General features: G+C 66.8%; 13 protein-coding genes. 3 read left to right on the forward strand and 10 right to left on the reverse strand.

The features are described 5' to 3' along the window. Window positions 1–130 precede the first annotated feature (130 nt). Both hemE and PRtIB026_RS04890 read left to right on the forward strand, forming a co-directional pair. Window positions 131–1,195, forward strand: a complete 1,065-nt coding sequence (gene hemE, locus PRtIB026_RS04885) for a uroporphyrinogen decarboxylase (RefSeq protein ID WP_110735319.1) — start codon at window positions 131–133, stop codon at window positions 1,193–1,195. 115 nt (window positions 1,196–1,310) lie between these two features. Next, entirely contained in the window at window positions 1,311–1,658 is a 348-nt protein-coding gene (locus PRtIB026_RS04890) for a YgiW/YdeI family stress tolerance OB fold protein (protein WP_028689103.1), read from the forward strand. Between the two features lie 80 nt (window positions 1,659–1,738). Here PRtIB026_RS04890 and PRtIB026_RS04895 read toward each other — a convergent pair whose 3' ends face one another. Then, window positions 1,739–2,980, reverse strand: coding sequence for an MFS transporter (locus tag PRtIB026_RS04895; RefSeq protein ID WP_203648481.1), 1,242 nt, complete (start codon window positions 2,978–2,980; stop codon window positions 1,739–1,741). Window positions 2,981–3,102: 122 nt separating this feature from the next. On the opposite strand from PRtIB026_RS04895, the gene PRtIB026_RS04900 reads away from it, so the two are divergent. Next, window positions 3,103–4,026, forward strand: coding sequence for a LysR family transcriptional regulator (locus PRtIB026_RS04900; protein WP_203648478.1), 924 nt, complete (start codon window positions 3,103–3,105; stop codon window positions 4,024–4,026). On the opposite strand, the gene PRtIB026_RS04905 is transcribed toward PRtIB026_RS04900, so the two are convergent. The 9 genes from PRtIB026_RS04905 to PRtIB026_RS04945 are packed head-to-tail and all read right to left on the reverse strand — an operon-like array spanning window position 3,983 to window position 12,010. Further along, window positions 3,983–4,786: a hypothetical protein gene (locus PRtIB026_RS04905; protein WP_203648476.1), complete on the reverse strand. Its 804-nt coding sequence runs from the start codon at window positions 4,784–4,786 to the stop codon at window positions 3,983–3,985. The two genes, PRtIB026_RS04900 and PRtIB026_RS04905, sit on opposite strands and share 44 nt — an antisense overlap. A gap of 18 nt (window positions 4,787–4,804) precedes the next feature. Further along, window positions 4,805–6,031, reverse strand: coding sequence for a beta-ketoacyl-ACP synthase (locus PRtIB026_RS04910; protein WP_203648474.1), 1,227 nt, complete (start codon window positions 6,029–6,031; stop codon window positions 4,805–4,807). Next, window positions 6,031–6,759: a 3-oxoacyl-ACP reductase FabG gene (gene fabG / locus PRtIB026_RS04915; RefSeq protein WP_203648471.1), complete on the reverse strand. Its 729-nt coding sequence runs from the start codon at window positions 6,757–6,759 to the stop codon at window positions 6,031–6,033. The genes PRtIB026_RS04910 and fabG overlap by 1 nt, the downstream gene beginning before the upstream one ends. Then, window positions 6,752–7,222: a hotdog family protein gene (locus tag PRtIB026_RS04920; protein ID WP_203648469.1), complete on the reverse strand. Its 471-nt coding sequence runs from the start codon at window positions 7,220–7,222 to the stop codon at window positions 6,752–6,754. The genes fabG and PRtIB026_RS04920 overlap by 8 nt, the downstream gene beginning before the upstream one ends. Next, window positions 7,219–8,412, reverse strand: coding sequence for a beta-ketoacyl-[acyl-carrier-protein] synthase family protein (locus PRtIB026_RS04925; protein ID WP_203648467.1), 1,194 nt, complete (start codon window positions 8,410–8,412; stop codon window positions 7,219–7,221). The genes PRtIB026_RS04920 and PRtIB026_RS04925 overlap by 4 nt, the downstream gene beginning before the upstream one ends. Further along, complete coding sequence (locus PRtIB026_RS04930; RefSeq protein WP_203648465.1) at window positions 8,409–8,894, reverse strand: hypothetical protein; 486 nt, start codon at window positions 8,892–8,894, stop codon at window positions 8,409–8,411. The genes PRtIB026_RS04925 and PRtIB026_RS04930 overlap by 4 nt, the downstream gene beginning before the upstream one ends. After that, window positions 8,891–9,622, reverse strand: coding sequence for a class I SAM-dependent methyltransferase (locus tag PRtIB026_RS04935; protein ID WP_050707329.1), 732 nt, complete (start codon window positions 9,620–9,622; stop codon window positions 8,891–8,893). The genes PRtIB026_RS04930 and PRtIB026_RS04935 overlap by 4 nt, the downstream gene beginning before the upstream one ends. After that, the gene (locus PRtIB026_RS04940; protein ID WP_203648462.1) at window positions 9,619–10,866 is read right to left on the reverse strand and encodes an NAD(P)/FAD-dependent oxidoreductase; all 1,248 of its coding nucleotides are present in this window, start codon (window positions 10,864–10,866) and stop codon (window positions 9,619–9,621) included. The genes PRtIB026_RS04935 and PRtIB026_RS04940 overlap by 4 nt, the downstream gene beginning before the upstream one ends. Then, window positions 10,853–12,010, reverse strand: coding sequence for a sodium:proton antiporter (locus PRtIB026_RS04945; RefSeq protein WP_203648459.1), 1,158 nt, complete (start codon window positions 12,008–12,010; stop codon window positions 10,853–10,855). Before PRtIB026_RS04945 ends, PRtIB026_RS04940 begins: the two co-directional genes overlap by 14 nt.

Genomic DNA, 12,010 nt, shown 5'->3' on the forward strand with positions numbered 1-12,010 from the left:
GCCCCAGGTTCAATTTTTGTATACAAAAACGCTTGATCCAAGGCACCCAATAGACAAAACGCATGGCCATGGCCGTGCCTTTTGTGCCCGCGTCTGAGAAAATGCCCGCACTTTTTTTCCGGATGCCGACATGACTGCCCTGAAGAACGATCGTTTCCTGCGTGCACTGCTCAAGCAACCCGTAGACGTCACCCCGGTGTGGATGATGCGCCAGGCCGGCCGCTACCTGCCGGAGTACCGTGCCAGCCGCGCCAAGGCCGGTGACTTCATGAGCCTGTGCATGAACCCGCAGTTCGCCTGCGAGGTCACCCTGCAGCCGCTGGACCGCTACCCGCTGGACGCGGCGATCCTCTTCTCGGACATCCTCACCATCCCCGACGCCATGGGCCAGGGCCTGTACTTCGAGACCGGCGAAGGCCCGCGTTTCAAGAAAGTCATCAGCACCCTGGCGGACATCGAGGCGCTGCCGATCCCCGATCCGCAGAAGGACCTGGGCTATGTGATGGACGCGGTCAGCACCATCCGCCGCGAGCTCAACGGCCGCGTGCCGCTGATCGGCTTCTCCGGCAGCCCATGGACCCTGGCCACCTACATGGTCGAAGGCGGCTCGTCGAAGGACTTCCGCAAGACCAAGGCCATGGCCTACGACAACCCCGAAGCCCTGCACCTGCTGCTGGACAAGCTGGCCCAGTCGGTCACCAGCTACCTCAATGGCCAGATCCTCGCCGGCGCCCAGGCGGTGCAGATCTTCGACACCTGGGGCGGTAACCTGTCGGCGGCGGCCTACCAGGAGTTCTCCCTGGCCTACATGCGCAAGATCGTCAGCGGCCTGATCCGCGAGCACGAAGGGCGCAAGATACCGGTGATCCTGTTCACCAAGAACGGCGGTATGTGGCTGGAAAGCATTGCTGATGCCGGTGCCGACGCCCTGGGCCTGGACTGGACCTGCGAGATCGGCGACGCCCGTCGCCGCGTCGGCGACAAGGTGGCGCTGCAGGGCAACATGGACCCGACCGTGCTGTATGCCAAGCCCGAGGCGATCCGCAAGGAAGTGGCGCGCATCCTCGCCAGCTATGGCAAGGGCAGTGGCCATGTGTTCAACCTGGGCCATGGCATTACCCCCGAGGTTGACCCTGAGCACGCCGGCGTATTCATCAACGCCGTGCATGAGCTGTCGGCGCAGTACCACCAGTAATCGGTGTGCAACGCGAGAAGCCCGGCCAAGTGCCGGGCTTTTTGTTGTATTAAGTTTCAATTCAGCGATCGTCGGTAATCTGGTCCCATCAAAACGCAAACAGGACCCGATCACCATGAAAGCCCGTTACCTGCCCCTGATCCTCGCCCCACTGTTCAGCACCGCCGCCCTGGCCGCCGGCTACACCGGTCCTGGCGCCCAGGCCGTGACCACGGTCGCCGCCGCCAACGATGCCGCCGACGACACCCCGGTAGTGCTGCAGGGCTTCGTGACCAAGAAGATCAACAACGACGACAAGTACGAGTTCAAGGACAACACCGGCACCATCACCGTCGAGATCGACGACGAAGACCTGCCGCCGACGCCGTTCAACGACAAGACCAAGGTCAAGCTGACCGGCGAGGTGGAGAAGCACCTGATGAGCCGCGAAGTGGATGTGGATATCGTCGAGATCATCAACTGATCCTGCGGCCCTTTCGCGGGTAAACCCGCTCCCACAGGTACGGCGCCGTACCTGTGGGAGCGGGTTTACCCGCGAATGCTTCACACTGATTTGGGCGGCAGCTTGCTCAGGTGCACCGCCACCAGCAACGCCACCGCCAGCAGGCTGCCGATGAACAGCCCGATGCCGTTCCAGCCCCACTGATGCCAGAACACCCCGCCCGCCGTCCCCGCCACGCTCGATCCCGCGTAGTAACAGAACAGGTACAACGACGAAGCCTGCCCCTTGGCCTTCAACGCCCGGCGGCCGATCCAGCTGCTGGCCACCGAGTGCGCGCCGAAGAAGCCGAAGGTGAACACCAGCATGCCGACGATGATCATTGCCAGCGGGTTGGCCAGGGTCATCAGCAGGCCGCCGGCCATTACCACGATGCTGGCCCAGAACACCTTGCGCCGGCCCAGCTTGTCGGCCAGGGCGCCGACCTGCGCCGAACTGTAGATCCCCGACAGATACACCACCGACAGCAACCCGACCAGCGCCTGGTTCATGTGATAGGGCCCGGCCAGCAGGCGGTAGCCGATGTAGTTGAACAGGGTGACGAAGGCGCCCATCAGCAGGAAGGCCTCGAGGAACAGCCAGGGCAGCCCGGCATCCCTGAAGTGCATGACGAAGCCGTCGAGCAGGCTACGCGGATTCAGTGCCTGGGGACGGAAGTTGCGCGACTCGGGCAGTACCTTCCAGAACACCAGCGCCGCTACCAGCGCCAGCCCGCCGATGCTCAGCATCGCCGTGTGCCAGCTGACGAAGTCGATCAGCACGCCGGTGATCAGGCGCCCGCTCATGCCACCGATGGCGTTGCCACCGATGTACAGGCCCATGGCCAGGCCAATGTGCTGCGGGTGGATCTCTTCGCTCAGGTAGGTCATTGCCACCGCCGCCAGGCCGCTCAACGACAGGCCCACCAGGGCGCGCGTCGCCAGCACCAGCTCCCAGCTCGGCATCACTGCGCTGGCCAGGGTCGACAGGGCGGCGCAGAGCAGGGCGAAGACCATCACCGGCTTGCGCCCGATACGGTCGGAGATAGGCCCGGTGACCAGCAGCCCGAACGCCAGCATGGCGGTGGATACCGACAGCACCAGGCTGCTCTGCGCGGCGTTGATGGAAAATTCCTGGGACAGCAGCGGCATCATCGGCTGCACGCAGTACAGCAGGGCGAAGGTGGCAAAGCCACCGCTGAACAACGCCAGCACGGTTTTCATGAAGGCGGGGGAGCCTTTCTCGATCCAGATATCGTTGACGACAGGCTCGGGTTCGGCAGGCAGGGGGACTACGGCGGATCTCACGGAGGGTACCTCGGGCGCTGGGGCCGGTGCTGCGATGAAAAAAGCATATAGCTGGCTAATGATTAGATCCAATATATTGTTCGACCTGTTTGAGATGTTTTACGACCTGTTTGGAGTCGATCATGGAGCTGCGTCACCTGCGCTATTTCATTGCCGTGGCCGAGGAGCTGCATTTTGGCCGCGCCGCCCAGCAACTGGGTATCTCCCAGCCCCCGCTGAGCCAGCAGATCCAGGCCCTGGAGCAGGAACTGGGGGCGCGCCTGTTCGAGCGCACCAACCGCCGGGTCGAGCTGAGCGAGGCCGGGCGCCTGTTCCTCGAGGAAGCGCGCCAGGTGCTGGCCCAGGTGGAGAAAGCCGCCGACGTGGCGCGGCGGGCGCAGCTGGGGGAATTGGGCGAGATGAAGATTGGCTTCACTTCATCGGCACCTTTCACCTCGCGCATCCCCCAGGCCATCCATGCGTTCCGCCAGCGCTTCCCTTCGGTGCATCTGCACCTCAAGGAAATGAGCAGCCGCGAGGTGGTAGACGGGGTATTCGATGAGTCCATCGAGGTCGGCCTGATGCGCCCGCTGCCGGTGCCGGATGGGTTGGTGGTCAGCGAGCTGTTCCGCGAGCCGCTGGTGGCCGTGCTCAACGCCTCGCACCCGCTGGCAATGGGCAGTGGACAGGGCGTGCACATGGCGGCGTTGGCGCAGGAGCCGTTCGTGTTCTTCCCGCGCAGCTACGGCAGCGGCCTGCATGCGCAGTTGATGAGCCTGGCGGGCAAGGCCGGCTTCAGCCCGCACTTCGCCCAGGAAGCGGGCGAGGCGATGACCATCATCGGCCTGGTCTCGGCGGGGCTGGGGGTGTCGGTATTGCCGGCATCGTTCCAGCGGATGCGGATCGACGGCGTGGTCTACCGTACCTTGCTGGACGAAGGCGCCGACACCGCCGTGTGGCTGGTGCAGCGGGCCGGCGCGAGCTCGGCGATGGCCAGGGCCTTCGCCGAGCTGCTGGGCGGGGTCAGTCCACCTGGGCCAGGTCGCCGCGCAGGGCCACCGAAGTGACGAGCAGGCCGGCACGGCACTGGAACTTCTCGGTGTCCTTGTACAGGTTGCGCTGGTCGACGCTGGCGATGTTCACCACGGCGTTGGCGTTGGCCTTGCGCGCGGCGTTCTGCAAGGTCGCCAGGGCCGATTGCAGGGCCCAGTAGCAGGCATCTTCGTCGGCCTTGTTGCTGCCGTTGGTCTTGCGGCTGCTGCTCACCGGGCTGAGGGTGCGGGTCGAGGCGGGCAGGCTTTCGCCGGCCAGGTAGAACTTCACGCTGCCATCGAGCAAACCGGCCTGGGTGGCGCGCTTGACCCCTTCACGGAAGCTCAGGTAGGTCGGCGCGTCCACGCCCTGGTTGACGAAGCCCTGTGCATTCAGGTGCTCGATATGCGGGTCGAAAGACAGCTCCTTGAGGATGTTGTCGCGCAGGCGGTTGACCCAGCGGTTGTAGTTGCCGTGAATCTTGCCGTCGTCGTAGTCCAGGCCCCAGCTGCTGCGGTAGATCACCTGGAATTCGGTGGGGCTGTAGGGGATGTCGACCTCGGCGTGGTGGCGGCCGCGCACGGTGATCTCTGCCTTGACCATGCCAGGGCGCACCGACTGGATGATCCACTGGCGGTCGTTGAGGGCGGTGACGATGGCGCGCTTCATCTGGTCGTCACTGAAGCCGAGGTCGCTGGAAAACGCTTCCTTGGCGTTGTACACGGGTTTGCTGGTGCAGCCGGTGACCAGCAGGGCCAATGCCAGTACGGCAAACAGGCGGTGGATCCGAGTCATTCCTTTCACTCCAAAGGGTCAGCGCCAGCGACGGAAGATCAACGACGTGTTGACCCCGCCGAAGGCGAAGTTGTTGTTCATCACATGCTCATGGTTCATCGCGCGGAACTCGCCGCGCAGGTAGTCCAGCTCGCCGCAGCGCGGGTCGACGTGGTCGAGGTTGAGGGTGGGGACGTAGCGGTCGCTGTTCATCATCTCGATGCTGAACCACGACTCCAGCGCGCCACAGGCACCCAGGGTATGGCCGAGGAAGCTCTTCTGCGAGCTGATCGGCATGCGTGGGCCGAACAGGCTGCTGGTGGCCTGGGTCTCGGCGATGTCGCCCTGCTCGGTGGCGGTACCGTGGCCGTTGACATAGCCGATCGCTTCGGGAGCGAGGCCTGCGTCCTCCAGCGCCAGTTCCATGGCGCGGCGCATGGTGGCCTGCTCCGGACGGGTGGTGTGCTGGCCATCGGCGTTGCTGCCGAAGCCGACGATCTCGGCGTGGATCCGCGCGCCACGGGCCAGGGCGTGTTCCAGCTCCTCGAGCACCAGCATGCCGCCGCCTTCGCCGATCACCAGGCCATCGCGGTCGAGGTCGTAGGGGCGCGGACTCAGGTGCGGGGTGTCGTTCTTCAGGCTGGTGGCGTAGAGCGCGTCGAACACCATGGCCTCGGTGGGGCACAGTTCTTCGGCGCCGCCGGCGAGCATCATCGGCAGGCGCCCGTACTTGATCGCCTCGTAGGCGTAGCCGATGCCCTGGCTGCCGCTGGTGCAGGCGCTGGAGGTGGGGATCAGGCGCCCGGTGAGGCCGAAGAAGATGCTGATGTTGGCCGCCGTGGTGTGGGGCATCATGCGCACGTAGGAGTTGGCATTGAGGCCGTCGGCCACCGAGTTGAGCAGCATGTTGCCGAAGGCCTTGATCTCGTCGGTGCTGCCGGTGGACGAGCCGCAGGCCACGCCCATGCGCCCGTCGCGGATGCTCGGGTCGTCGAGCAGGCCGGCGTCGGCCAGGGCGCGCTCGGCGGCGGCAACCGCCAGGCGCGACACCCGGCCCATGCTGCGCAGCTGCTTGCGGGTCCAGTGGCCGGGCACCTTGAAGTCATCGATGGGACCGGCCAGGCGGGTGTTGAGCTCTTCAAAGCGGTCCCACTCGTCCATGCGCCGGATGCCGCTGCGTTGCTGGGCGAAATGCCCGGCGATGCTGGCCCAGTCGTTGCCCAGGGCGGTGATGCCGGCCATGCCGGTGACGACGACGCGGCGCATCAGCACAGCCCTCCGTTGACCGCCAGCACTTGACGGGTGATGTAGGCCGCCTCGGGCGACATCAGGAAGTTCACCGCGCCGGCTACTTCCTCCGGTGTGCCCATGCGCCCGGCGGGGATCATCTTCAGCAGCTCGTCCACCGGCACGTGTTCGTCGAGCATGGCGGTGTCGATCAGCCCGGGGGCCACGCAGTTGACCGTGATGCGGCGCTTGCCCAGCTCGATCGCCAGGGCCTTGGCGGCACCGATCAGGCCGGCCTTGGAGGCGCTGTAGTTGACCTGGCCACGGTTACCGATCAGGCCGGACACCGAAGTGACGCAGACGATGCGGCCCGGCGCGCGGCGGCGGATCATCGGCATCGTCAGCGGGTGCAGGACGTTGTAGAAACCATCAAGGTTGGTGCGCATGACCTGGTCCCAATCGTCCTCGGTCAAGGCCGGGAAGGCGCCGTCACGGGTCAGGCCGGCATTGCATACCACACCGTAGTAGGCGCCATGGGTCTCAACGTCGGCTTCCAGGACGGCCTTGCAGGCTTCGCGGTCGGCGACATCGAACTGCAGCACCCGCGCCTGCCGGCCCAGGGCCTGGACCTCGGCGGCGACGGTGTCGGCCTCGGCGCGGCCGCTGCGGCAGTGCAGGACCAGGTCGTAACCGGCACGCGCCAGGCGCAGGGCGATGGCCCGGCCGATGCCCCGGCTGGAGCCGGTGACCAGGATGGTGTCAGTCATGGGGTGACTCCTCAGGGCCCGCCTCGGCCAGGTAGCTGGCCACTTGCGGCGGGCGGTAGACATTCAGGCGGGCGCTGGCGTTGATGCCGGGGCCGCGCAGGTGACATTCGAACACACCCATGCCGTTGTCGTCCTCCAGCGAGCGCAGCGCGTGGATGCGCAGCTCTGCGCCGGCGGGGAAGTGTTCGACATCGCATTCGAACTTGCGGGTGCCGAGCAGGAAGCCCAGCTCCACCGGCTGGTCCAGGCGGCGTGCGCGGCAGCCAGCGTAGGCGGCCACGCTCTGGGCCATCAGCTCCAGGCCCAGCCAGGCCGGCAGGCTGCCGTCCTCGCGGTTGAACAGCCCGCCGGGGCGGACGGTCACGCGGGTGTGGATCTGCTCATCGTCGCAGCTGTCGACCTGATCGATCAGGATCATGTCGCCGGCATGCGGCAGCAGTTCGGCCAATGGCCAGGCAATCATGGGGTGTCTCCGAGAATCAGGCTCACGTTGTTGCCGCCGAAGGCGAACGAATTGCTCATCAGTCGACGCGGGCGGCCCTGGGGCAGTTGCTGGCCAGCGTCTGCAAGGGCCAGCTCCGCCAGTTGCGGGTCGCGCTGGCCGTCCCAGACATGGGGTGGCAGCCGCCCGTGCGGGTTGTGTTCGCTCAGGGCCAGCCAGCAGAAGGCCGCCTCCAGCGCCCCGGCCGCGCCCAGGGTGTGGCCGGTCATCGGCTTGCTGGATGAGCACGCTGTGCCGGCGCCGAACAGGGCATGCACGGCCAGGCTTTCCATGGCGTCGTTGTGCTGGGTGGCGGTGCCGTGCAGGTTCAGGTAGTCGATCTGCGCCGCGGCCAGGCCGGCATTGTCCAGGGCCTTGGCCATGGCTTGCAAGGCGCCGTTGCCGGTGGGGTCGGGTGCCGAGATGTGATGGGCGTCGGAACTGGCGCCGGCGCCAAGCAGGGCGATGGCAGGCCCCTGTGCCGGGCGAGTTCGGCTCATGACGAACAGCGCGGCGGCTTCGCCGATGTTGATGCCGTTGCGGTTCACCGAGAACGGGTTGCAGCGTTGTTCGCTGACCGCCTCCAGGGCGCTGAAACCGTTGAGGGTCAGCCCGCACAGACTGTCGACGCCCCCGCACAGCACGGCGTCGCACAGGCCCAGGTCGAGCAGGCGACGCGCGCTCAGCAGCGCCCGGCCGCTGGAGGTGCAGGCGGTGGAGATCACGTAGGCCGGGCCGCTCAGTTGCAGCCAGTCGGCGAGGAACTCGGCGGGAGCGCTCAGTGCCTGCTGGTCGTAGCGGTAGCTGCCTGGCAGCACACCTTCGTGCAGGTAGTGGGCAATGTCGGCGCTGGCCTCGGCAATTCCCGAGGTGCTGGTGCCCAGCACCACGCCCACCCGTTGCGGGCCGAAATCGGCAATCGCCTGGCGGATCGCCGGTTCGATCTGCAAGGCCGCGCAGTAGAGCAGCTGGTTGTTGCGGCTGTGCTGTTCAGGCAGCGGCACGGCGGGTAGTTCGCCACTGACCGCACCCACCGCAGGACGTCGGTCCGGCACCCAGCCCTCCTGGGGCAGCATGCCGGAGCAGTCACCGGCGAACAGGCGAGCGGCCACCTCGGCCTGGCCGCGGCCAAGGGCGCAGACCAGGCCCAGGGCGTTGAGATAGGCGGTCATGGTGTGTTCTCGCTGGGCAATGGGCTGACTTCATAACGCAGGCCCTGGCCCAGGTTCAAGGTGAAATGCTCGCTGGCCCGATAGCTGACCTGCCAGCGGTCGCCCAGCCAGCGTCGTTGATCCTGCTGGCGCGCCTGTGGATAGAGACGCTGCAGTTGCCCGGACGGCGTCAGGGCGAACAGCACGGCGGCGAACAGTTCGCGCGCCGCCGGGTTGGGCGGCAGCAGGCCGTCGGCCTGCCATTGCCTGCCATCGAGCAACTGGCGCGCCTGGGGGATGCCCAGCAGGTCGAGCAGCGACCAGCGCAGACGGTGGTCTTCGTCCTGGATCACCAGCAGCCAGTCCTGGCGTTGGCCGTCCTGCTCGCGCTGCACGTGCAACTGGCGCGGCAATGTCAGCGTGGGTAGCGCCTCGGGCAGGGGCGGGCGCGCGGCGCAGGCGCCGAGCAACAGGCACAGGCACAGCGCCAGCAGGTGTTTCATGGTTGCTCCAGGGGCTTGCGCGCCACTACGTTGACCAGGGTTTCCTCGCGCTGGCCAACCGGTGGCGGCTTGCGCAGTCCCAGGCGTTCGAGCAGGCCGAAGTCCTTTGAGCGGCTCCACCACAGATAAGGGTAGGACACGTTGCGCGCGGCAAACTCGAAACCCTGGTCACGCAGCATCTGCAGGTAGCCTTCGGCGCTCTTCTGCACGTGCATGGGGTGGCGGAACAGCCAGCGGATCACCCAGGTGTCGATGTAGGCTTCGGTGGACTCGGCGAACAGCAGGTAGCCGCCAGGCTTGAGCACCCGATGGAACTCGGCCAGGGCCTTCTCCTGTTCCACCAGGTGATGGAAGGTCTGGTGGCAGAACAGGATGTCGACGCTGGCGTCGGGAAACTGCAGCGCCGCGCAGTCGCTGCCGCGCAGCTCCACCTCGACACCCAGCCGTTGCGCCTCGGCGGCGCTCAGCGCCAGGCTGTGCGGGTCGGCGTCGGTGCCCAGCAGGCGCGACGGGGCGAACACCTGCAGCAGGTGCTTGAATGACTTGCCCTGGCCGCAGCCGGCATCGAGCAGCACCGGCGCCTGGGGCGGCTCGCCGTCGAACAGGCGGCGCAGGTCATTGATGGCCACGCGCAGCACATGGTGCTGCCAGGTGTGGCTGCGCAGGAACCAGAAGCCGATGCGGGTTTCTTCGACGTAGGTGTCGCTCAGGTACGGCTGCTGGCTCATGCTGGCGTCCTCGCGCACAGCTCGGCCAGGGTGCGCAGGCGGCGCTGGGGTTCGGCGACGAACGGATTGCGCAGGTCCCAGGCATAGCCGGCCAGGATCGAGCTGATCATGGCGCGGATCTCCGGCGAGCTGCCGGGGTGGTAGATCACATCCTGGAAGCTGCCGTCGTACCAGCCTTCGACATAGGCGCGGAAGGTATCGACGCCACGCTTGAGCGGCGTGGCGAACTCGGCCTGCCAGTCCACCGCCTCGCCCTCCAGCTGACGGTGCAGCAGGTTGGCGGCCATGCTCGCCGAGCGCATGGCGATGGTCACCCCCGAGGAGAACACCGGATCGAGGAATTCGGCGGCGTTGCCCAGCAGGGCAAAGCCCGGGCCGTGCAGGGTGCTGACGTTGGCCGAGTAGCCACCGATGGTGCGCGCCGGCGTGTCCCAAACGGCATTGGCCAGCACCTTGGACAGGCTCGGGGTCTGCGCCACGAAGTGCTTGAGGCAGGCGTCCAGGTCGGCCGGCGCCTCGGCGAAGCGCTCGGCGGCGGCGACCACGCCCAAGGAGGTGCGGCCGTTGCTGAACGGGATGGTCCAGAACCAGATGTCACGGTGTTCGGGGTGGGTGGTGATGAGGATCTTGTCGCGGTCGAAGCCGGGGTGGTCGATGCGGTCTTCGATGTGGGTGAACACCGCCTGGCGCACCGGGAAGTTCGACGGTGCTTCCAGCTCCAGCAGGCGCGGCAGCACGCGGCCGTAGCCGCTGGCGTCGAGCACGAAGGCGCTTTCAACCTCGTATTCGTCACCCTCGGGGCGGCGCACCCGCACGCGCGGGCAGTCACCGCCCATGTCGACGCTGACGATCTCGTGCTCATAGCGGATCTCCACGCCCTGGGCCTGGGCCTGGTCGGCAAGCAACTGGTCGAACTGCGCACGTTGCACCTGGAAGGTACTTGGCTTGCCCTGGGAGAAGGTCAGGCCGAAGTCGAACGCGCTGTATTCCTCGCCCCAGGCGAAGGCGGCACCGTTCTTGTGCTGGAAGCCCGCGGCCTCGACGGCTTCGAGCATCCCGGCCTCCTCGACGAAGTCCAGGCAGTGGGACAGCAGGCTCTCGCCGATGGAGAAGCGTGGGAAACGCTGGCGCTCGATTACCAGCACATCGTGGCCCTTGCGCTTGAGCAGGGCGGCGGCGATGGCGCCGGAAGGCCCTGCGCCGATCACCAGCACCTGGCGTTGTTGCAGTTCACAGTTCGGCATGAGGCCTCCTTGGCGTCGGGACAGTATTCAGGGGAATCCGGTGCAGGCCGGCCATCGCCGGCATCAGGGTGGCAACCAGGCTCATCAGCATCAGGGCGAAGTACAGCGCCGGGCCGATCAGCCCCTGTTGCAGCAACAGGTTGAGAAAGACGATTTCGCTCAGGCCGCGGATGTTCAGCAGCAGGCTCTCGCGCCATTTGCTCGCGCCGGGGAACGATGGCGCGGCCCAGCACAGGCCCAGCCAGTTGCCCAGCAGCTTGCTGGCGATCGGCAGGGCCAGCAGGGCGGCCAGCTGCAGCGCATCGAAGCCTTGCAGGGCATGGTGCACGTCGATCTGCACCACGCCGTACGTGAGGATCAGCGGCACTGCCAAGCCTTGCTGCAGGCGGCGGCTCCAGGCCTCGGACAGCGGCATGCGCACCGGGACCTTGAGCCAGGCCAGGCAAGCCAGGTAGCCGATGCCGAAGACCAGGGCATTGAGCCGGTAGTGCTCGGCGACAAACAGCAGCGCCAGGAACAGCGCACCATATACCTTGGGGGCCCGCAGGCCGGCGAAGTGCAGCGGCAGCGGCAGGGTCGCCGCCAGTAGCGGCCAGGCCAGGCTGCCCGGTTGCAGGCTGCCCTGGCCGAGGCCCAGCAGCAGCCAGCAGGCCAGGTCGATGAGGATCGCCGCCTGCAGCAGGCGGCGGCTGGCCGCGGGTGGATAGTTGATGGCGCGCAGGTACAGGTACAGCACCGGGATCGCGGTGATGGCGAACACCAGTCCCAGGGCCAGCGCGGTGAGGCCGCCCTGGTCCAGCAGCCACAGCGCGCAGGCCAGGCCGCAGGCGAAGGGCACCAGGAAGCTGGGCACGGCCAGCTTCAGTGCCTGGCGGTCGATGCGCAGCTCGGCCACGTCGCTGAGGATATGCCCCAGCAGCAGGGCGAAGCTGCAGCCATACAGCGTCTTGAGCCAGCTCGGCGCGACCAGCGCGGCGCCGTCGAGCTGCCAGTGCGGCTCGACCCACAGCAGCATCAGCAGCGGCAGTGCCAGGGTCGCCAGCAGCAGCTGACTGACGATCGGGATCAGCCCCACGCGTTTGCCCAGCGCACAGGCCAGGGCGAACAGCAGCAGGGCCATGGCCCAGAACAACAACACGCTCAT

The organism is Pseudomonas sp. RtIB026 (assembly GCF_016861355.2).
GTDB lineage: Bacteria > Pseudomonadota > Gammaproteobacteria > Pseudomonadales > Pseudomonadaceae > Aquipseudomonas > Aquipseudomonas peradeniyensis.